17 protein-coding genes are annotated in these 21452 nt (G+C 70.3%); 11 read left to right on the top strand and 6 right to left on the bottom strand.

What is annotated here, in order from left to right; all coding sequences use genetic code 11:
• The first annotated feature begins 202 nt into the window (after positions 1-202).
• The 6 genes from MFF22_RS01580 to MFF22_RS01555 all read left to right on the top strand — a co-directional run bounded on the left by MFF22_RS01580 (position 203) and on the right by MFF22_RS01555 (position 10448).
• A complete protein-coding gene (locus tag MFF22_RS01580; RefSeq protein WP_238247362.1) occupies positions 203-2065 on the top strand; it encodes a glycoside hydrolase family 15 protein in 1863 nt (620 codons plus the stop codon).
• Between the two features lie 18 nt (positions 2066-2083).
• A complete protein-coding gene (gene tkt / locus MFF22_RS01575) occupies positions 2084-4159 on the top strand; it encodes a transketolase (RefSeq protein WP_238247361.1) in 2076 nt (691 codons plus the stop codon).
• 247 nt (positions 4160-4406) lie between these two features.
• Positions 4407-7256 carry a bifunctional transaldolase/phosoglucose isomerase gene (locus tag MFF22_RS01570; RefSeq protein ID WP_238247360.1) on the top strand — a complete coding sequence of 950 codons (2850 nt, stop codon included), beginning with the start codon at positions 4407-4409 and terminating at the stop codon, positions 7254-7256.
• A 279-nt stretch (positions 7257-7535) separates the two neighbouring features.
• The gene (gnd, locus tag MFF22_RS01565) at positions 7536-8516 is read left to right on the top strand and encodes a phosphogluconate dehydrogenase (NAD(+)-dependent, decarboxylating) (RefSeq protein WP_238247392.1); all 981 of its coding nucleotides are present in this window, start codon (positions 7536-7538) and stop codon (positions 8514-8516) included.
• Positions 8517-8523: 7 nt separating this feature from the next.
• Entirely contained in the window at positions 8524-9249 is a 726-nt protein-coding gene (gene pgl / locus MFF22_RS01560; protein ID WP_238247359.1) for a 6-phosphogluconolactonase, read from the top strand.
• Between the two features lie 128 nt (positions 9250-9377).
• Positions 9378-10448 carry an HD-GYP domain-containing protein gene (locus MFF22_RS01555; protein ID WP_238247358.1) on the top strand — a complete coding sequence of 357 codons (1071 nt, stop codon included), beginning with the start codon at positions 9378-9380 and terminating at the stop codon, positions 10446-10448.
• A gap of 71 nt (positions 10449-10519) precedes the next feature.
• Here the strand turns inward: MFF22_RS01555 and MFF22_RS01550 are convergent, their stop codons facing one another.
• Positions 10520-11626 (bottom strand): 2'-deoxycytidine 5'-triphosphate deaminase, encoded by a 1107-nt coding sequence (locus MFF22_RS01550; protein WP_238247357.1) that lies wholly within the window; start codon positions 11624-11626, stop codon positions 10520-10522.
• A gap of 227 nt (positions 11627-11853) precedes the next feature.
• On the opposite strand from MFF22_RS01550, the gene apaG reads away from it, so the two are divergent.
• From apaG to speG, 3 genes are read left to right on the top strand one after another with little or no spacing between them, the layout of a single operon-like run.
• Positions 11854-12246: a Co2+/Mg2+ efflux facilitator ApaG/CorD gene (gene apaG / locus MFF22_RS01545; protein ID WP_238247356.1), complete on the top strand. Its 393-nt coding sequence runs from the start codon at positions 11854-11856 to the stop codon at positions 12244-12246.
• Positions 12247-12301: 55 nt separating this feature from the next.
• Positions 12302-13471 (top strand): acetylornithine deacetylase, encoded by a 1170-nt coding sequence (argE, locus tag MFF22_RS01540; RefSeq protein WP_238247355.1) that lies wholly within the window; start codon positions 12302-12304, stop codon positions 13469-13471.
• Entirely contained in the window at positions 13468-14034 is a 567-nt protein-coding gene (gene speG / locus MFF22_RS01535) for a spermidine N1-acetyltransferase (protein ID WP_238247354.1), read from the top strand. Before argE ends, speG begins: the two co-directional genes overlap by 4 nt.
• 309 nt (positions 14035-14343) lie before the next feature.
• On the opposite strand, the gene MFF22_RS01530 is transcribed toward speG, so the two are convergent.
• The 5 genes from MFF22_RS01530 to MFF22_RS01510 all read right to left on the bottom strand — a co-directional run bounded on the left by MFF22_RS01530 (position 14344) and on the right by MFF22_RS01510 (position 19649).
• Positions 14344-15540 (bottom strand): hypothetical protein, encoded by a 1197-nt coding sequence (locus tag MFF22_RS01530; RefSeq protein ID WP_238247353.1) that lies wholly within the window; start codon positions 15538-15540, stop codon positions 14344-14346.
• Between the two features lie 176 nt (positions 15541-15716).
• Positions 15717-17210, bottom strand: a complete 1494-nt coding sequence (locus MFF22_RS01525; RefSeq protein WP_238247352.1) for a DUF2336 domain-containing protein — start codon at positions 17208-17210, stop codon at positions 15717-15719.
• A gap of 11 nt (positions 17211-17221) precedes the next feature.
• A complete protein-coding gene (locus MFF22_RS01520; protein WP_238247351.1) occupies positions 17222-18313 on the bottom strand; it encodes a lytic transglycosylase domain-containing protein in 1092 nt (363 codons plus the stop codon).
• Between the two features lie 135 nt (positions 18314-18448).
• The gene (locus MFF22_RS01515) at positions 18449-19078 is read right to left on the bottom strand and encodes a flavin reductase family protein (protein WP_238247350.1); all 630 of its coding nucleotides are present in this window, start codon (positions 19076-19078) and stop codon (positions 18449-18451) included.
• A 7-nt stretch (positions 19079-19085) separates the two neighbouring features.
• Positions 19086-19649, bottom strand: coding sequence for a nitroreductase family protein (locus MFF22_RS01510; RefSeq protein WP_238247349.1), 564 nt, complete (start codon positions 19647-19649; stop codon positions 19086-19088).
• A gap of 178 nt (positions 19650-19827) precedes the next feature.
• Between MFF22_RS01510 and MFF22_RS01505 the strand changes: the two genes are divergently transcribed.
• Positions 19828-20784, top strand: a complete 957-nt coding sequence (locus MFF22_RS01505; protein WP_238247348.1) for an RgsD C-terminal domain-containing protein — start codon at positions 19828-19830, stop codon at positions 20782-20784.
• Positions 20785-20933: 149 nt separating this feature from the next.
• Positions 20934-21338 (top strand): PRC-barrel domain-containing protein, encoded by a 405-nt coding sequence (locus MFF22_RS01500; RefSeq protein ID WP_238247347.1) that lies wholly within the window; start codon positions 20934-20936, stop codon positions 21336-21338.
• Positions 21339-21452 lie beyond the last annotated feature (114 nt).

Raw genomic sequence — 21452 nt, 5'->3', positions numbered from 1 at the left:
CCGTTGGAGCCCTCCTTCGAGGCCGCCGCTCGCGCCGGCACCTCAGGATGAGGGGGATCGGTGGGAGCAGTTCACACCGGATCCCGCACGGCGGACGACAGGCCCACGCCGGTCCGCCCGTGCTGCACCGCCGCGACCTTGCCCCTGGTCCCCGCGCCGCGCCATCCTAGTTCGCGGTCACTGGCGGACCGGGGGTGGCCTGATGGCCGAACGCATTGAGGATTACGCCCTTCTCGGCGACGGCCGTTCCGCGGCCCTGGTCAGCCGGAAGGGCAGCATCGACTGGCTGTGCTGGCCGCGCTTCGATGCCGCCGCGCTGTTCACCTCCCTCCTAGGCACCCGCGAGCACGGATTCTGGGAAATCCGCCCGGAGGCTGAGCACGTTGAGACCAGCTGGGCCTACCGGCAGGGAAGCCTCGTCCTCGAGACCCGCCACAAGACCCGCCAGGGCGAGGTCCTCGTCACCGACTTCATGCCGACCGGCGACGGCCCGCATCTCGTCCGCCTCGTCCAGGGCGTCCACGGGCGCGTGGCCATGCGCATGGAGATGGCGGTGCGGTTCGATTACGGCTCGGCGGTGCCCTGGGTCTCCCATTCGGAACTCGGGGACCTGCGCGCCGTCTCCGGCCCACACAAGGTGGTCCTGCGCACCGATGTACGCCTGCACGGGACCGAGCAGCAGACGACGGTGGGCGAGTTCACCCTCCATGCGGGGGAGCACCGCCGCTTCGTCCTGAGCTACGGCCCCTCCCACGAACCGGACCCCTCCCCGATGGAGCCCCGGGCCGCCCTGGAGGCGACCGATCAGGCCTGGCGCGACTGGTCGAAGCGCTGCCGTGCCGAGGGCACGCCGTGGGATCCCCTGATCCAGCGCTCCCTCCTGACCCTCAAGGCGTTGATCTACCATCCCACCGGCGGGATCGTCGCCGCGCCCACGGCCTCCCTGCCGGAAGGTCTCGGCGGCGAGCGGAACTGGGATTACCGCTTCTGCTGGCTGCGCGACTCGACCCTCACGCTCATCGCGCTCATGGACGGGGGCTATATCGAGGAGGCCCGCAGTTGGCTTAACTGGCTCCTGCGGGCCGTGGCGGGCAACCCCGAGCAGGCTCACATCCTCTACGGCATCGGCGGCGAGCGCCTGCTGCCGGAGATCGAGCTCGACTGGCTTCCCGGCTACGAGAACTCGAAGCCGGTACGGATCGGGAATGCCGCCGCCGCCCAGTTCCAGCTCGACGTCTACGGCGAACTGTTCGACGCCCTGTACCAAGCCCACGCCCGCGGCCTTCCGGTGAGCGAGGACGGTCGCCGGGTCGGCCTCGCCATCCTCGGGCACCTGGAGACCGCCTGGACACGGCCCGACGAGGGCATCTGGGAGGTGCGCGGCGGTCCGCGGCACTTCGTCCATTCCAAGGTGATGGCCTGGGTGGCCTTCGACCGGGCCCTGCGCATGCACGAACTCGACAAGTCCGGCGCGACGCACGAACAGGCGGAGCGGTGGCGGGCGATTCGGGACGAGATCCACGCCGAGGTCTGCGAGAAGGGCTTCGACAAGTCCCTCAACAGCTTCGTCCAGTCCTACGGGTCGAAGGCCCTGGATGCGAGCCTGCTGCTCATGGCCCATACCGGCTTCCTGCCGCAGCACGATCCCCGGGTGGTCGGCACCGTCGAGGCCATCGGCCGGGACCTGATGCGGAACGGTTTTATCCTGCGCTACGAAACGGAAGGCCAGACGACCGACGGCCTTTCCGGCAACGAAGGCGCCTTCCTCCCTTGCACTTACTGGTACGCGGACAATCTCATTGGCCTCGGCCGGCGGGACGAGGCCCGGGCGCTGATCGAGCGCCTGATCGGAATCTGCAACGATCTCGGCCTCGTGAGCGAAGAGTATGACGTGCAAGCCGAGCGTCTTGTGGGTAACTATCCGCAGGCGTTCACCCACGTGGCCCTCGTCAACACGCTCTTCAGCTATGCCCGGGACGAGGGGCCGGCGGAGAAACAGGGCGGTAAGGCTGACGGGGCGCCCCCCGCCGTTCACCGCCGCAACGCGGCGCTGCGACAGAGCTAGAGAACAGGACGACCACTCATGAGCGGAGCCGACACACCTGCCCGCGCCGGGCTTGCCGAGATCGACAAGCTCAGCATCGACACCATCCGCACGCTGGCGATCGACGCGGTGCAGAAGGCCAATTCCGGGCATGCCGGTGCGCCGATGGCGCTGGCGCCCGTCGCCTACACCCTGTGGAACCGGTATCTGCGCTACGATCCCGCGCATCCGCACTGGCCGAATCGCGACCGCTTCGTGCTGTCCTGCGGCCACGCCTCCATGCTGCTCTACGCCCTGCTGCACCTCGCCAACGTGGCCGAGAAGGACGGCGGCAACGCTCCCGCCGTGAGCCTGGACGAGATCAAGCGCTTCCGGCAGATCGACAGCCGCACCCCCGGCCACCCGGAGTACCACTTCACCACCGGCGTCGAGACCACAACCGGCCCCCTCGGCCAGGGCGTGGCGAACTCCGTCGGCATGGCGATGGGCAGCCGGTTCCTCGGGGAGCATCTCAACCGCCCCGGACTGAACCTGTTCGACTACAACGTCTACGCAATGTGCTCGGACGGCGACCTGATGGAGGGCGTCGCGTCGGAGGCCGCCTCCATCGCCGGCCACCTGCGCCTGTCGAATCTCTGCTGGATCTACGACGACAACACGATCACCATCGAGGGCCACACGGAACTCGCCTTCGGTGAGGAGGTGGCGACGCGCTTCCTCGCCTATGGCTGGCAGGTGCTTCGGGTCGCCGACGCCAACGACATCCACGCCATCACGGCCGCCCTCGACACCTTCGTGGCAAGCCGGGACCGGCCGACGCTGATCATCGTCAAGTCGGTGATCGGCTATGGTGCTCCGAAGAAGCAGGGGACGTCAAAGGCCCATTCCGACGCGCTCGGCGAGGACGAGGTCAAGGGTGCCAAGCGGCTCTACGGCTGGCCGGAGGATGCGCAGTTCCTCGTCCCCGACGGCGTCCACGAGAACTTTCGCGATGGGATCGGCAAGCGCGGGGCCGCCCTCTACGACGAATGGCAGGGCCTGTTCGCCAAGGCGAAGGAGAGCGACGCCGCCCATGCCGAACAACTCGATGCCTTCCTAGAAGGGCGCCTTCCGGAGGGATGGGACAAGGACATCCCGTTCTTTGAGCCGGATGCCAAGGGCCTCGCCACACGCGAATCCTCGGGCAAGGTGCTGAACGCCATCGCCCAGCATGTCCCGTTCATGCTCGGCGGCTCGGCGGACCTCGCGCCGTCCAACAAGTCGAACCTGACCTTCGAGGGGGCGGGCTCCCTCACCCCCCTGAACCCCGGCGGGCGCAACGTCCACTTCGGCGTGCGCGAGCATGCCATGGGCTCGATCGTGAACGGCCTCGGCCTCTCGGGGCTGCGGGCCTACGGCGCGACCTTCCTCGTCTTCGCCGACTACATGCGTCCGCCGATCCGGCTCGCCGCGCTGATGGAACTGCCGGTCTTCCACATCTTCACCCACGACTCGATCGGCGTGGGCGAGGACGGGCCGACCCACCAGCCGGTGGAGCAACTGCTCTCCCTGCGCTGCATCCCCGGCCTCGTGACGCTGCGCCCGGCGGACGCCAACGAGGTGGCGGAAGCCTACCGGGTGATTTTTTCGCTCAAGAACCAGCCGGCGGTTTTGGCCCTGTCCCGCCAGCCGCTGCCGACCCTCGACCGGTCGAAATACGGCGCGGCCTCGGGCACCGCCAAGGGCGGCTACGTGCTGGCCGATTGCGAGGGGACGCCGGAGGTGATCCTGATGGCCTCCGGATCGGAGGTGCAGCTGTGCCTGGGCGCCTACGACGCCCTGACCGCCGAGGGCGTGAAGGCCCGGGTGGTCTCGATGCCCTCGTGGGATCTGTTCGAGCGGCAGGACGAGGCGTACCGCCATTCCGTGCTGCCGCCCGCGGTGAAGGCCCGGGTCGCCGTCGAGCAGGGCAGCGTGATCGGCTGGGACCGCTATGCCGGCTCCGAGGGCATGATCATCGGCATGCACACCTTCGGCGCCTCGGCGCCCCTGAAGGATCTCCTGAGCAAGTTCGGGTTTACCCCTGAGAAGGTCCTGGAAGCCGCCAAGGCGCAGGTGAAGAAGCACAAGCACTGAGGTGATTACCCTCCCCCCTCTGCGGGGGAGGGTTGCGACACGCATCCCACCCCCTCTCCTCATCCTGAGGTGGCCGCCTCGGCGGGCCTCGAAGGAGGGCTCCAGAAGGCTCAGCGATCTCTGGAGCCCTCCTTCGAAGCGGCTGACGCCGCTCCTCAGGCTGAGGTGGGGGGAGGGATCGGCAGGAACACCGGAAGTTCGCACCACCCCTCCGCGGGAAGGTGCGATTGACAGACGAGGCTCGGACATGAACGCGCTCAAGGCCCTGCACGAGCAACAGGATCAGGCCGTCTGGCTCGACTTCGTCGCCCGCGGTTTCATCGAGAAGGGCGAGCTGAAGAAGCTCGTCGAGGAGGACGGTCTGCGGGGCGTCACCTCCAACCCGGCGATCTTCGAGAAGGCGATCGGCCACTCGGAAGAGTACGACGCCAGCCTCAAGGCCGTGCAGGAGACCGGCGACAGCCGGGTCATCGATCTCTACGAGGGCCTCGCCATCGCCGACATCCAGGCCGCGGCGGATGTGCTGCGCCCGGTCTACGAGGCGAGCGACGGGGCGGACGGCTATGTCAGCCTGGAAGTCTCCCCCTACCTCGCCCTCGACACGCAGGAGACGCTGCACGAGGCGCGGCGCCTGCACAAGGCGGTCGGCCGGGACAACCTGATGGTGAAGGTGCCCGCCACCCCGGAGGGCATCCCGGCGATCCGGCAACTCACCGCCGAGGGCATCTCGATCAACGTCACGCTGCTGTTCTCGCAGGAAGCCTACGAGGCGGTGGCGAGGGCGTTCATCGACGGGCTCGACGAGCGGGCAAAGGCCGGCCACGACGTCTCCCGCATCGCCAGCGTGGCGAGCTTCTTCATCAGCCGCATCGACAGCTTGGTCGACAAGCTGCTCGACGAGAAGATCGCCCAGGCCAACGATCCCGATGAGAAGACCGCGCTCGGCAGCCTCAAGGGCAAGGTCGCCATCGCCAACGCCAAGCTCGCCTACCAGCGCTACAAGCGCATCTTCGGCGAGGCGAAATGGCAGGCCCTCGCGGAAAAGGGCGCCAAGGCGCAGCGCCTGCTCTGGGCCTCCACAGGCACCAAGAACAAGGCCTATTCCGACGTGCTCTACGTCGAGGAGCTGATCGGCCCGAACACCGTCAACACCATGCCGCCGGCCACCATGGCCGCCTTCCGCGACCACGGCGAGGTCCGCGCAACCATCGAGGAGGACGTGCCCGGCGCCGAGGCGGTGATGGCCCGCCTCGCCCGGGCCGGCATCGACATCGAGGCCGTGGCCCGGCAGCTCGTCGAGGAGGGCGTGCAGCTGTTTATCGACGCCGCCGACAACCTGCTCGGCGCGGTGGCCGGCAAGCGCGTCGCGCTGCTGGGCGCCCGCCTCGACCCGATGGCCCTGGCGCTGGACGAGCCCCTGGCCGAGGACGCGAAGAAGGCGGTGGAATCTTGGCGGGCGAGCGGCGCGATTCGCCGCCTCTGGGCCCGCGACGCCAGCGTCTGGACCGGCGCCGACGAGGCGAACTGGCTCGGCTGGCTGCACATCGTCGAGGAGGAGCTCGAGAAGGCCGCCGACTACGCCGCCTTCTCCGACTGGGTGAAGGCCGAGGGCTTCACCCATGCAGTGGTGCTCGGCATGGGCGGTTCCAGCCTCGGGCCGGAAGTGCTGAGCCTGACCTACGGCCAGCGGTCGGGCTTCCCGGCCCTGCGCATCCTCGATTCGACCCACCCGGATGAAGTCCGCGCCGTCGAGGCGGAGATCGACCTCGCCCGGACGCTGTTCATCGTCTCGTCGAAGTCCGGCTCGACCTTGGAGCCCAACGTTTTTCGCGATTACTTCTACGACCGCGTGAAGCAGACCGTTGGAGATAAGGTCGGCGACCATTTCGTCGCCGTCACCGACCCCGGCTCCGACATGGAGAAGGCGGCCAAGGCGCAGAACTTCAAGAAGATCTTCTACGGCGTGAAGCAGATCGGCGGGCGCTACTCGGTGCTCTCGGCCTTCGGCCTCGTGCCGGCGGCGGCCATGGGCCTCGATGTGAAGGAAGGCCTGGACCGGGCGCGAATCATGGTCCGCTCCTGCGGGCCGGCCGTGCCGCCGGCGGTGAACCCCGGCGTGCTGCTCGGCACCGCCATGGGCGCGGCGGCGTTGAAGGGTCGGGATAAGGTGACGGTGATCGCCTCCCCCGCCATCGCCAGCTTCGGCGCCTGGGCGGAGCAGCTCATCGCCGAGTCCACCGGCAAGGTCGGCAAGGGGCTGATCCCGGTCGATGGCGAGCCGGCGGGCGTGCCGGCGGTCTACGGGCACGACCGGTTCTTCCTGTACCTGCGCCTCGATTCCCAGGCCGACCCGGCCCAGGACGCCGCCCTCTCCGCCCTGGAGAAGGACGGACACCCGATCGCGCGGATCGGCCTCGACGGGGTCGAGCAGCTCTCGCAGGAATTCTACCGGCTGGAGATCGCTACGGCCGTGGCCGGCGCGATGCTCGGCATCAACCCGTTCGACCAGCCGGACGTGGAAGCGAGCAAGATCGAGACGAAGAAGCTCTTCGCCGAAGCCGAGAAGAGTGGCGCCCTCCCCCCGGAGACGCCCCTGTTCGAGGACGACACCCTCGCCCTCTACGCCGACACCGCCAATGCCGAGGCCCTGCCCCAGGCCCGGGACGGGCTTGAGGCGGCGATGAAGGCGCATCTCGCCCGCCTGCGGACGGGGGATTACCTCGCCCTCCTCGCCTACCTACCCCGCACCGAGGCCCACCACGCGATCCTGCAGGAGGGGCGCCTGACGGTGCGGGACGCCCGCAAAGTCGCGACCTGCCTCGAATTCGGGCCGCGGTTCCTGCACTCGACGGGGCAGGCCTACAAGGGTGGGCCGAACACCGGCGTGTTCGTGCAGATCACCGGGGACGCGGTGGACGACCTGCCGATCCCCGGCCGGAGCCTCGGCTTCGGCACGGTGGTGGCGGCTCAGGCCCGGGGCGACTTCGCGGTGCTCGCCGAGCGCGGGCGCCGGGCGCTGCGGGTCCACCTCAAGGCCGGGCAGTCGGAAGCCGGGCTGAAGCGGATCGCCGCGGCGCTGAAGGCGGCGGTGGCCTGACGCTCGGCCGGAGGCCTCCCCCGGGGGTGATTGGCGGACAAGTCGGTGGCCGGCGGCCGATCCCGCCTGCCACCTCATCCTGAGGTGCTGCAAAGCAGCCTCGAAGCCTCATCCTGAGGTGCTGCAAAGCAGCCTCGAAGGAGGGCTCCAGGGATCGTGGAGCTTTCTGGAGCCCTCCTTCGAGGCCTGCTGACGCAGGCGCCTCAGGATGAGGACGAGAGTTGGATCAATTTCGCAACGATCTCCCTTGAGGGGGGATACAGTTCGGAGGCCAACACGATGCAACTCGGCATGATCGGCCTCGGCCGGATGGGCGGCAATATCGTCCGGCGCCTGCTGCGGGACGGGCACACGGCGGTGGTGTTCGACAGGAACACGGAAGCCGTCGAGGCCCTGGTGAAGGAGGGAGCCGTCGGCGCAGCGAGCCTTGAGGATCTTGTCTCGAAGCTCGAACTCCCCCGCACCGCCTGGGTGATGCTGCCGGCCGGGCCGATCACCGAGGAGACGGTGCAGACGCTGGGCCACCTGATGCAATCCGACGACTGCATCATCGACGGCGGCAACTCCTTCTACGGCGACGACGTCCGCCGGGGCCTCGCCCTGAAGGAAAAGGGCATTCACTACGTCGATGTCGGCACGTCCGGCGGCGTCTGGGGCCTGGAGCGCGGCTATTGCATGATGATCGGCGGCGACAAGGAGGCCGTCGACCGCCTCGACCCGATCTTCGCTACCCTGGCGCCCGGCGTCGGCGACGTGCCCCGCACCCCGGGCCGGGAGGGCCGCGACCCCCGGGCCGAGCACGGCTACATCCATGCCGGGCCGACCGGGGCGGGCCACTACGTCAAGATGGTCCATAACGGCATCGAGTACGGGCTGATGCAGGCCTATGCGGAAGGGTTCGACATCCTCCGCCACGCGGATTCGGAAAATCTCCCGCCGGAGCGGCGCTTCGACCTGAACCTCGGCGACATCGCCGAGGTCTGGCGGCGGGGCAGCGTAGTCTCATCCTGGCTCCTCGACCTCACCGCCCAGGCGCTCGCGGGCGACGAGGATCTCGCGGATTTCTCCGGCTGGGTCGAGGATTCGGGCGAGGGCCGCTGGACCATCAACGCCGCCGTGGAACAGGCCGTGCCGGCCACCGTCCTGTCGGCCGCCCTCTACCGCCGCTTTCGCTCACGGGAGGATGCCTCCTACGGCGACAAGCTCCTGTCCGCGATGCGCAAGGGGTTCGGCGGCCACCAGGAACCGAAGAAGTCATGAGGACAGCATGGTGAGTCTGCCGCCCGGAACGCACGTCCTCCCCGATGCCGAGGCGGTAGCCCGGGAGGCGGCCGAACGGCTGATCGCCGCCTGCGGCGAGGCGGACGGTGAGCGGATGGCGGTCTGCCTCTCCGGCGGCTCAACGCCCAAGCGCCTCTATGCCCTCCTCGCCGGCCCCGACTACGCCGCGCGGGTGCCCTGGCCGAAGATACACTGGTTCTTCGGTGACGACCGGGCTGTGCCGTGGGACGACGAGCGCAGCAACGTCCGCATGGTCCGCGAGGCGTTCGGCCACGGCAGCGCGATTCCGCCGACCCATCTGCACTTCATCCCCTCGGACGAGGGCGCTGAGGCCGGCGCGCGGGCCTACGCGCGCACCCTCCTCGACTTCTACGACGCCGATAGCCTCGATCCGGCCCGGCCGCTCTTCGACCTCGTGCTGCTCGGCCTCGGGGAGGATGGCCACACCGCCTCCCTGTTCCCCGGCAAGCCCGCCGCTCAGGAGACCGGCGCCCTCGTCGCCCCGGTGCCGGAGGCGGGCCTCGCCCCCTTCGTGCCGCGGATCAGCCTGACCGTGCCAGCCCTGACTTCGGCCCGGCACGTGTTGTTCCTCGTCACCGGCGAGGGCAAGCGCGCCCCGCTCGCCCGCCTCGCCGCCGGTGAGGATCTCCCCGCCGGCCGGGTAAAGGGACCGCAGGTCGCTTGGCTGCTGGACGAGGCGGCGGCGGGGTAGCCGACGCATCCCCCTGATCCCCTGCCGTTACACTCCGTCAAGCTCGGGCTGGTAGCGTGACCACTCCGCGAGGCAGGCCCGGCCGTCGGCTGCGTGCGTCCGTCGTCAGGCCGACCCCGAAGAGACCGATGCAGCCGGGCACGCTCGTCCTGTTCACCGACCGCCCGGAGCAGCGCCAGGACCTCGTGCAGGCGCTCGGCGCCGTCGCCCCCTGCCACCTGCGGGATGCGGCCGTGGTGGTGCCGGCGGGGGATTGCATCGGGTTCGTGGCCGATCTCAACCTGCTCCACCCCACGCTCCTGCGTGGCCTGCGCGCCCTGATCGCGGAGGTCCCGCGCCTGCCGCGGCTGTTCCTGATGCGGGACATGGGCGAGCGCAGCCTCGCCACCGCTCGCAGCCTCGGTGCGGACCTGTGCCTGCCCCCCGATGCGGAGGCTGGGGCGGTGGCGCAGGCCATGCGGATCCGCCTCACCAACCCCACCACGCCGACGATCCGCCCGCCCAGGGGTACCGGGGGGACGGGGATCGCCCAGGCCGCCGACAAGGCCGGGGCGGTGCTTGCCGGGCTCCTCGATGCGGCGAGGCTCACGGGCACCGTCGATCCGATGCTGGTGGATCACGGCCTCGACCCGATCCTCGGCGCCGTCGGCGAGGCAGGGCTGGGGGCGTGGCTCGATACCGTGCGCGCCTACGACGACGCCACCTACCAGCACTGCCTGCTCGTCGCAGGCTTGGCGGCGACCTTCGCCATCGGCCTCGGCTTCAGCCTGAGGGACCGGGAGCACCTCGTCCGGGCCGCCCTGGTCCACGACGTTGGCAAGGCCCGCATTCCCCTGGAGATCCTCAACAAGGCCGGGCCCCTCGACCCGGCCGAGAAGGCCGTGATGCGGACCCACGCGGCCCTCGGCCACGCGATCCTGATCGAGGCCGGCGGCTTCGACGATTCGATCCTGGCCGTGGTCCGGCACCACCACGAGATGCTCGACGGGACCGGCTACCCGGACCGCTTGTCCGGCGACGCGATCCCCGACATCGTCCGCATGATCACTGTCTGCGATATCTACGCGGCGCTGGCCGAGCGCCGCCCTTACCGGGCCCCGATGCCGCTCCCGGAGGCGTTCCGCGTCCTGCGCAGCATGGAAAGCAAACTGGACATGGCCCTCGTCCGCTCCTTCGAGCAGGCCGTCGCGCAGGCTTAGTCGGCATCCGCTGCCGTCGTTGCGAGCGAAGCCAAGCAATCCCGTTGAAACCGAAGCCGGACTCGCTCCCGTCAGACGAAGTGCTTGGACAACTTCAGGCCCTGAGCCTGATAGTTCGAGCCGGCCCCGGCGCCGTAGAGGGTCGACGGCTCTTCGCTCAGGCGCTCGTACACGAGGCGACCGACGATCTGGCCGTCCTCCAGCAGGAACGGCACGTCCCGGGAGCGCACCTCCAGCACCGCACGGGCGCCGGTCCCCCCCGCCGCGGCGTGGCCGAAGCCGGGGTCGAAGAAGCCCGCGTAATGCACCCGGAACTCCCCCACCAGGGGATCGAAGGGCACCATCTCGGCGGCGTGGTCCGGAGGCACCTGAACCGCCTCCTTCGAGGCGAGGATGTAGAACTGGCCGGGATCGAGGATCAGGCTGGCGCTGCCGTCGGAGGGGAGGCGCTCCCAGAAGGCATCGACGGCGTGGCGGCCGGGCGCATCGACGTCCACGAGGCCGGTATGGCGCTTGGCCCGGTAGCCGATCAGCCCGTCGAAGCCCGAGAGATCGACGGAGACCGCCACCCCGCCCAGGAGCGAGGGCGCGGCCACGTTCACCAGGGGGGTGCGGGCATGCAGGGCGGCCAGCTCCGCTTCGCCGAGCCGCGGCTGGCCCCGGCGGAAGCGGATCTGCGACAGGCGCGAACCCGTCCGCACCAGGACGGGGAAGGTCCGCGGTGAGATTTCCGCATAGAGCGGGCCGGCGTAACCGGCCTCGACCTGATCGAACGCCTCGGCCCGGTCGGTGATGACCCGGGTGAACACGTCGATGCGGCCGGTGGAGCTTTTCGGGTTGGCGCTGGCCGCGAGGTCCGCGGGCAGCGCAAGGGTCTCCTGCAATTCCGCGATGTAGACGCAGCCCGTTTCCAGCACAGCACCCGGCCGGAGGTCGATGGCATGGAAGGACAGGTGGTCGACGCAGGCATCGACCGTCCGGGAGGCGCCGGGCAGGAAGCTGGTGCGAACCCGGTAGGCCCGGGCGCCGAGGCGGAGGTCGAGGCTCGCGGGCTGGATCTGGTCCGCCGCGAAGGGCGTGGCGGGGCAGATGCCTCCGGCCTGGGCCAGGGTGGCGATCGCCTGCGCCGGCAGGATCCCGTCCCGTGCCCCCGCCTTCACCGTCGTCTCGGCCCGCATCACCGCGCTCCCGCCACGCGGTGGAGATCCGCGCGATCCCTTGTCCGCCACCGGCACCTAAGACCGGTTTAATGGCACAGCTTCCCGGGGCGGCCGGACCTCATGCTACGGTGCGACGTAATCCGCCGCAATTGACGGCGATTCCCCTGGGAACTACCACCTTGCAATGCGGTGCGGCCGAGGCCGAGCCCGTCGAATCGCACAGTCTTCGGGGGCCATTAGGGGCAATGTACAAGGCCGAGACGCGCGGAATCAGCGTGACGGTGCAGCCGCGCTTCGTCGAGGAGGAGTCCTCGCCGAACGAGAGCCGCTACTTCTTCGCCTACACGGTCGAGATCGTGAACAATGGCGAGGAGCAGGTGCAGCTCCGGTCGCGCCACTGGCGCATCATCGACGGCCGCGGCTCCTGCCAGGAGGTGCGGGGCATCGGCGTCGTCGGCAAGCAACCGGTTCTGGAGCCCGGCGAATCCTTCTGCTACACCAGCGGCTGCCCGCTCACGACTCCCGACGGGCTCATGGCCGGCAGCTACACGATGGCGACCGTGGCCGGTGAGAGCTTCGAGGCCGAGATCCCCGCCTTCTCCCTCGACAGCCCGCACGTGCGGCGCAGCCTTCACTGAAGGCGGCCTCGCCACCGTCGGGAAGCGCGGGAGCCGGGCGTGCCCCGGAGGGATCATGCCTGTGAACGGCGAGCGGTTGTCCCCGCTCGAGATGCTCGCCCGCCTCGTCGGGTTCGACACCGAGAGCGACAAGCCCAACATCGCGCTGATCGATGCGGTCTGCGCCTATCTCGACGGCTGGGGCGTGACCTACCGGCGCTTCCCCGATGCGAGCGGCCGGAAGGCCGCCGTGTTCGCGACCCTCGGGCCGGCCCGGGACGGGGGCGTCGTGCTATCCGGCCATACCGACGTGGTGCCCGTGGCGGGCCAGCCCTGGACCTCCGATCCCTTCACCCTGCGCGTCGAGGGCGGCCGGGCCTACGGGCGCGGGGCCGTCGACATGAAGGGCTTCTGCGCCACCGCCCTCGCCCTGGTGCCCGACATGCTCGCCGCCGGGCTCACCCGGCCGATCCATCTGCTCCTTTCGTACGACGAGGAGACCACCTGTCTCGGCTCGATGGACGCGATCGCCCGGTTCGGCGAGGACCTGCCCCGCCCCTCCGCCTGCATCGTCGGCGAGCCGACCGGCCTCGACGTGGCGGACGCCCATAAGAGCATCGTCACCTGCCTGACGACCGTCCACGGGCGGGAGGCGCATTCCTCCCGGCCCGAACTCGGCGCCAACGCCGTCTCCGCCGCCTGCGATCTCGTCGCCGCCCTGAACCGCATCGCCGACATGATGATCGAGCGCGGCGACGCCTCCGGCCGGTTCGATCCGCCGGCCACGACGATCCATGTCGGCACCATCCAGGGCGGGACGGCGCGCAACATCCTCGCCCGGGAATGCCACTTCCACTGGGAATACCGGGGCCTGCCGGACCTCGACCCCCGGGAAATTCCGGCCCTCTTCGGGGCCGCCGTGGCCGAGGTGACCGCGCGGCGCCTCAACCGCTACGGTGAGTTCGGCCGCATCGACACCCTGGAAGAGGTGGCCATCCCGGGCCTTGCCCCCGAGCCCGGTTCGGACGCCGAGCGCCTCGCCCTGCGGCTCGCCGGGCGCAACCGGACCGTCGCGATGCCCTACGCCACCGAAGCGGGCCGCTTCCAAGAGGCGGGGATCCCGACCATCGTCTGCGGGCCCGGCGACATCGCCCAGGCCCACCAGCCGGACGAGTTCATCACCCTGGATGCCCTCGCGGACGGAGAACGGTTTGTCCGCCGCCTGATCGCGGAGTGTGCGGCATGAACCTCAGGATCTCCGAGCATGTGAAGCTGCGGCCCCTGGAGCGCGAAGACCTGCGCTTCGTCCACCAGCTCAACAACAACGACAGCATCATGCGCTACTGGTTCGAGGAGGCCTACGAGTCCTTCGCCGAACTTCAGCAGCTCTACGAGCGCAATATTCACAACCAGACCGAGCGGCGCTTCATCGTCGCCGCCCCGGACGGCGAGCCCGCGGGGCTGATCGAGCTGGTGGAGATCAACCACCTCCACCGCCGCTGCGAGTTCCAGATCGCCATCCACCCGTCCTACCAGGGCCGGGGCTATGCGTGGCGCTCGACGAAGATCGTGATGGATTACGCGTTCAGCGTCCTCAACATTCACAAGCTGTATCTGCACGTGGATCGGGAGAACCGGCGGGCGGTGCGGATCTACGAACAGTGCGGGTTCGTGCCCGAAGGCGTGCTGAAGGACGAGTTCTTCATGAACGGCCGCTACCGGGACGCGGTGCGGATGTGCCTGTTCCAGCCGGACTACCTCGCCGCCCGGGGCGGAGGCGACATCGCCGAGCCCGTGCTCAAGGCGTAACGGCGCCGACGAGGGACGCGGGGCCTCAAGCATTGTCCGCCGAAGTGGACACCGGTTCGGCGTCAGAAAATACGGAAAACAACAGTTTAGATTGTTTTCTGTTATCCTTGGATCACCTCCTCCACGGTCATTGCGAGCGAAGCGAAGCAACCCGGGGATCCGCCACATCCTGAGAGGTCCCGCAGCCCTGGATTGCTGCGCTCTGCTCGCAAAGACGGAGAGGACGCGATCCAACGCTTCCCGACAATGCGCCAGTCCCAAACATGAAACGGGGTCGGGCACCGGCCCGACCCCGCTGAGCCTTGAGACTTACCGACCCTGCTGGCCGGCGCCCCCGCGGCCGCCACCCTGCATGCCGCCGCCAGCCTTCATGCCGCCTTTCATCTCGGCGCCTTCGCCACCACGGGCGCCGCCGGTCTGCATGCCGCCCTGCCGCTCGTTGCGATCCGACACGTTGCGCATGTTGCTCCGGTCGGCGTCGCCGCGCATCCCGGCGTTGCGCGCACCGTCGTCGCGCATGTTGCCCTTCATGTCGTTCTTCATGCCGTTCTTGGCGTCGCGCTTCAGGTCGCCTCGATTCTCACCCCGGGCCTGAAGGCCGTCACGCACGTGGTCGCGACCCTCATGGAAGCCGGCGCTGGCGCGGGTCTCGCCGCGGAAGCTCGCCCCCACGACACCGCCACCCGAGAGCCGGCGATACTCGACCGAGCCGTAGCGAACGCGCTGGCCGCGGATCACCACCCAGCGCTCGCTCGGACCGGTCTCACGGATGCTGACGAGGCGGCGGTACTCGGGGGACCCGTAGAGCACCCGCTGGCCGCGGATGGTCACGTAGCGCACCCGCGGGCCGCTCTCGCGGACGCTGACGAGGCGGCGATACTCCGGGGACCCGTAGACGACCCGCTCGCCGCGAATGGTCACGTAGCGCACCCGTGGGCCGCGTTCGGCCACGATGAGCCGGCGGTATTCGGGGGAGCCGTAGACGACCCGCTGACCGCCGATGAACACGAAGCGTCCCTCGCGGCGGAAACCGCCCTCGAAGCGGGCGCTCCGGCCATCGAGATGCCCGCGTCCGCCGTGGACTTCGCCGCGGGTCTCGGCCCGGTCGCCATCGTGGCGGTCCCGACCCATGCGCTCGGCGCCGTTGCGCGCCATGCGGTCGTTGTCCCGGGCGTTGCGGTCGCCGCCGGCCGAACGATCCGCCTTGGCGCGCTCACGCCCGGCCCGGTCCTGGCCCATGCGCTGCTGGCCCATGCGATCCTGGCCGTTGCGATCCTGGCCGTTGCGATCCTGGCCCATCCGGCCGCCGGCATCGCGATCCGCCCGGGTTTGCGAGCCGGACATCCCGCCCGCCTTCGCACCGCCTTCGGCCTTCATCCCCGCCTCGGGGCGCCCCTGTCCGGCGCCGGCAGGCTCGCGTTCGCCGCCCATGCCCTGGGCATAGACGGAGGTGCTGAGCAGCAGGGCGGCAAGGCCGACGGACAGTCTTGTCGAGAAAGTGGTCACGGCGTTCCTCCACATCGTAATGATGGCTCAGAACGCCGATCTGCCGAAAACGGTTCACCGCCTCGGAAGCATTAAATGTTGCAACACTATTGAGTACTTGAACGTTTCGCGAGTGATAGCTTAGCCGTTGCATCGATTGCTGTCAGTAGTCTTCCCGGCCAACCCCGGCGCCGGGGTCAGGCGGCGATGGCGATGCGGTGCCTGCGATCCCCCGTGGGGGTGATCCGGCTGGCCCGGTATTCGGCGATGAGCGCGGCGTCGAGGTCGTCGAGGACCGCGTCCGGCACCACCTCCGCCGGACCCTGCCCCCGCTCCGCCCGGAACCATTCGAGGATCTGCTCCGGAAGCGCGTCGAGGATCGCCCCGACCGGATCGGTGCGGCCGGTCCCGGCATCCGGCGTCTCGGCCGCCGGGGCGGCAGCGTCCGGCGCAGCCTCGTTCCGGCGATGGGCCTCCAGCGCCTCCCGCCACGCGGCGTCGGCGGCGAGCCGCTGGCGTTCCGCCGCCTCCCGGGCCGCCGCCTCGGCGAGGATGGCGCGGGTGGTCTCCCGGGCCTCGTCGCGGGCGGCCTCGGCCTCGAACCGCGTGAGGAGGGCGACGACGGCGCGGATCTCGTGGCTCTCCCACCCTTCGCAGGCGGTGATCGCCCGCTCGATCATCCGCCGGGACAGACCAGCGCCCTGACCGGGGGCCACCGGCAGCTTGGCGGTCTCCCGCCACGCGGCGAGGACCGCGTCCATGGCCGGCAGCAGCGCCGCGGGCAGGCCGGCCCGCTCGTGCAGGTCGGCGATGCCCCGGGGGTCGCGCATGGCCCGGGCGACGCTCGCGTGGTCGAGGCCCGACAGGTCGGCGAGGGCGCTGCACGCGAACTCGATCCGCCCGGACAGAATCGCCCGCAGGATCAACCCGGCATTGAGTTGGTGCGTGGCGCGCAGGTAGGTGACGAGGCGGCCGGTGGCCGCCGCCCCGGCTTCGGCGCTGAGGTCGAGGGCGGAGCGTTCCGACACCTCGCGGTTCATGCGCTCGCTGCGCGCCTCGCCGAGCCAGCCGCGCCGGGTCGCGAAGGTCGTGAGGCTCCGGGCGAGGGCGACGGCGATGGCGTGGCGCCCCTCCGGCGGCAGGTCGTGCCGGGTGAGCAGTGCCTCGCGCAGATCCGCCTCGTGGCCGAACCGCTCGACCATCCGCAGGATCCGCCCGCCGGTGATCCGGGCGGTGGGGTTGCCGGCCAGGGCGACGAGGGTCTCGAGGTCGGCGATCTCGATCAGGGCCCCGGACACGGCGGGGGTCAGGTGATGGCGCCGGGCGATGACCAGGCGGGCGCCCTCTTCGCCGAGGGCGGCGGCCTCCACGAGATCGGCCTCGGTCAGGACGGGCGAGCGGGCGAGGATCGGCGCCGCCACCTCGAACACGTCGCAGGACAGGGCGACCACCACCGGTCGCGGGCTGCGGGCGGAGTCGGCGCAGGCCTCTGCCAGGGCCCGCCGCACCTTGGGGGCGGGATCGTCGAGGAGGCTCAGGATCGCCGTCTTGGCTTCCCAGGCGGCGTCGGCGTCGAGGTCGCCGTACAGGTAGGCCCGGACCAGGGCCGTCGCGCCCTGCGCCCGCCGGCCGGCGGGAGCGTTCAGGGTCATGGCCAGGAATTGGCGGATGATCATGGATTTCTTGATCACGGGCCTCTCCATCACAAGCCCTTCCTGGGTGCGAACAGACTGCTCGGCGCCACATTCGCCCCGAATGCCGCCGGGCGGCGGGGCGGCAGGGGAGCGTTGACGAGGGCGAGTCCCGGCGGCAGCGACGGCGATGCCAGGGAGCCCGTGGTGGCGGGGAGGGACTCGGGGTCGGCCGAGGCGACGGCGACGGGCGCGGGCGTGTCGGCCTCACCCTCGTCCGAGCGCGGGAAATAGGACGGCGCCGGCCGCGCCGTGGCGGTGCCCGTGATCCGCCCCTGCCAGAGCTTCGCGGCGGCATCGGAGACCGGGGAGCGGCGATCGGTCTGGAACAGGCTGCGGAGGTCCGCGCCGCCACCGAAGGCCGCGGCGGTCGTGGCGTAGGCGCTCGCCTGCGGCGCCTCCCCCGCCGCCGGGGATGCCCCCGCCCCTCCTGTGATGACCGGAGGGACCGATTGCGCCGCCGCGGACAGGCTCGCGTAGAGTTCCGCCGCCGTGCGCGGGCGGCCGGAGCGGTCGTAGAACAGGCCGCGGTTGGCGGCGGCGGCCTCCGGCAGGTCGAGGGCGGCGGCCCGCTCGGGGAAGGTTCGGGCGGTGGCGATGAGGCTCGCCGCGCCCTTCGCCCCCAGCACGTGGGCGGCATAGAGTTCGCCGGGCGTGGGCTCCTGCCCGGTCGCCGCCTGGAGCGCCTGCGCGTTCTTCTGCGTGAGGGCGCCGGCCAGGACCGCCGCGACCTTCGGGTCCCGGCGCAGATCGAGGATCGCCTGCCGCTGGGCGGCGTCGGTCACGGCATAGGTGCCGTCGGGCTGGCGGACGATGGCATCCGCCTCGGCCTGGAGGCCGAGTTGCGGCCCGGCGCTCTTCATCGTCCCGAGCCACGTCTGCTCGATGAACTGGAACAGCCCCGTGGCTGACGAAGTCGGCGCCTTGGCTGCCGGGTCGAGGGCCGATTCCCGCCGGGCCGTGGCGAGGAGGTAATCGAACCCGACGCCCGTGGCGCTGGCCCCGTCGCGGATCGCCTGCACCACCGGCGCCGGCGCGGGACGCACCAGGGCGGGCGGATCGGGGACCGCGGGGGGGCTGGCCGTGGTGGTGAACAGGAACATCCGGCTTCGGCCAGTACGATGGGACCGGCCGACCCTGCTCCCGCTATGGTAAACAAAGCCTCAAGGATGACGGGGACTTAACGGCCCGGAGAGGGACGTCCCCTCCCCGCCCCCGGGCGGTCGGGCGTGGGCCCCTCAGCGTCCGGTGAACTCTCCCGCACCCTTCGGCCGGCGCATGGTGAAGCGCGTCTCCGGCGTCACCTGGAAATAGTCGAAATACCCACCGCGCATGATCGGGTGCATCGCGGCGGTGTCGACCATGCCGTCGGTGACGAAGCGCTCGTCCACGTAGATCGAGACCACCTGCCCGATGACGAGGAAGTTCTCAGCCTCGCCGCCCTCCAGGGGCACGAGGGGCACGGTCTGGAGCCAGCGGCATTCCAGGGCGGCGGGCGAGCCGGCCACCCGCGGCGGGCGGACCTTGTGCGAGGGCGCGGTCCCGAGCTTGGCGAAGGCGAACTCGCTCTCGCCCCTGGGCAGCGGCGCCGAGGAATCGTTCATGCCGTCGCGCAGGTCCCAGGTGGCGAAGCTGCAGACGAACTCGCCGCCCTCCTCCGCGAAGGTCAGCGCATCCTTGCGGCCGGTGGAGGAGAACGCGACCATGTTGTCGGCCACGGCGTTGAAGAACGAGTACGGCGCGAGGTTCAGGCGCCCCGCTTGGTCCATGGCGCTGATCCACCCGATCGGCCGGGGGGCGACGATCGCCTTCAGGGGGCTGTGGGGCAGGCAGCGCTCGTCGTGGGGGAGGTCGAGGTCGTAATGCACAGGCGCCTCACAGGTAGGTGACGATGTCGGCGAGCGCCGGACGGGGGCGATCCGAGGGGATCTCCCGCCCCCGGCCGATATGGATATGCCCGGCCAGCCGCTCCGTCGGGGCGAGGCCCAGGGCGTCGAGCACCCGCCGGTCGTAGGCGTGCCACTCGGTCAGCCAAGAGGTCGAGAACCCCATGGCGTTGGCCGCGACGACGAGGTTCATCGCCACCGCCCCGGCCGAGAGCACCTGCTCCCAGTCGGGGATCTTCACATGCGGCCCGGCCCTCGACACCACGGCGACCACGACGGGCGCATGCATCAGGCGGCGGCGTTCCTGGTCCAACCGGTCGGCCCCGGCCTCCGGGTTGTCCGCCGCGAAGGCGGTGGCGATCGTCTCGCCGATCCGTGCCCTGGCCTCGCCCTCGATGACGATGAACCGCCAGGGGGCGAGCTTGCCGTGGTCCGGCACCCGGGAAGCAAGGGTGAGCAGGGTGTCCAACTCATCGCGGGTCGGACCTGGCCCGTCGAGGAGGGGCGGGGGAACCGAGCGGCGGGTCTTCAGGAGGTCGAGGGTGGCGTTCATGATCCCGTCCGAGGATAGGGCGAAGCGGTCCGTTGGCGATGTGGCACGGGGCGCCCCGGCATGAAAGGGCGGCGGCACCGCCGCCTTGCGGCCGCCACGGTCAGCGGGCACAGGGAGGGATCGGCGGGCGAGGGATCGCGTGGGGATGACGGCGGGACGGCGGACGAGGGTGTGTGCGATGCTCGCGGCGATGCCGCTGGCCCTCCCCGGCGCGCTCCTGCCGGTGGCGGCCTTCGCACAGCAGGGTCTCGTGCCGTCGAACTCTCCCCGGCTGGGTCCCTCGATTTCCGGCCCCACTCTTCCGCCCGCCCTGCCCTCGTCCGAGCCCGACGCGCAGCTCACCCTCACGGCGATCCTGTCCGGCGTGGGGACCCCCCTGCAGGACGGCCTCGTCTGGCGGATCTTCGACGACAGGGGCGAAGGCGCCCGGCCGGCGATCGTCGGCCGCTCGAACGAGGCGGAGCCGCACTTCACCCTGCCGCCCGGCGCCTACGTGGCCACCGTCACCTACGGCTTCGCCAGCGCCTCGAAGCGGATCGTCCTGGGCGGTCAGGCCGCGAGCGACACGCTCCGGGTGGCCGCCGGGGCGCTGCGCCTGTCCGGGGCGGTGGGCGACACGAAGATCCCCCCGGATCAGGTGACCTTCTCGGTCTTCGTGCCGGTGGGCACCAACTCGGAGGGCCGCCTCGTCCGCTCGGAGATCCATACCGGGGAGTTGCTGCGCCTGCCGGAGGGGACCTACCACGTGGTCTCGACCTACGGGGAATCGAACGCGATCCAGCGGGCCGACCTCAAGGTGGAGAACGGCAAGGTCACCGAGGCGACCCTCAACCACCGGGCGGCGACCGTGACCCTGAAGCTCGTGGCCGCGCCGGGCAGCGAGGCCTTCGCGGGCACCGCCTTCTCAGTGCTGACGCCCGGCGGCGACACGATCCGCGAGGCGATCGGCGCCTTCCCCCAGGTGACCCTGGCCGAGGGCGACTACGTCCTCATCGCCCGCCACGACGGGCAGGTCTACACCCACGAGTTCAAGGTGGAGAGCGGCCTCGACCGGGACATCGAGGTGCTTGCCAGGACAGACGCCAAGACGGACGCCAAGACGGACACCAAGCCCGAGGCGACGCAGGGCAACTGACGAGCCACCCTGAACCGCCGCACCGCCCTGCCTCCCCATGAGGCAGCGCGGTTCCATGTTCCGTGCATTAACATTTCTGCGAACCGGCGGAACGATCTTGGGCGACAGGCCATTCCCAGCCGCCCAATTCGGGTGCTCGGAGGTTTTTCATGCGTCGTCTCGTTCTCGCTTCGCTCGCTGCCGCGATGCTCGCCGGCCCCGCCCTGGCGGCCGAACACAATGCCACCCCGCCGACCGTGGCGCCGAAGTTCGTGAACGTGCCGCAGGACGCGGTGCTGAGCTACAACATCATCGGCCTCAACGTCACCGACGCGCAGAACAACACCGTCGGCGAGATCAAGGATCTCGTGATCGAGAACCAGAAGCTCTCGGGCTACATCCTCTCGGTGGGCGGCTTCCTCGGCATGGGCGAGCACTACGTCGTCGTCTCCCCCGACTCGGTGGCCCTGGGCTACGATGCCGACGCCAAGAAGTGGAAGGCGATCATCGGCGCCAGCAAGGACCAGCTGAAGTCCGCGCCGGAGTTCAAGTACGACGGCAAGTTCAAGCGCTGATCCCGCGCCGTCCCTTGCCGGGACGGCCGGCCTGACAGCCACTCCGTCATTGCGAGCGAGCGCAAAGCGATCCAGCCGGCTCTGCCTTCTGGATGGCTCCGGCGTCGCCCCGCA

The organism is Methylobacterium persicinum, from assembly GCF_022179525.1.
GTDB classification, from domain to species: Bacteria; Pseudomonadota; Alphaproteobacteria; order Rhizobiales; family Beijerinckiaceae; genus Methylobacterium; species Methylobacterium persicinum.
Note: the sequence above shows the minus strand (reverse complement) of the source record. Positions and strands in the feature narration are given on the sequence as shown.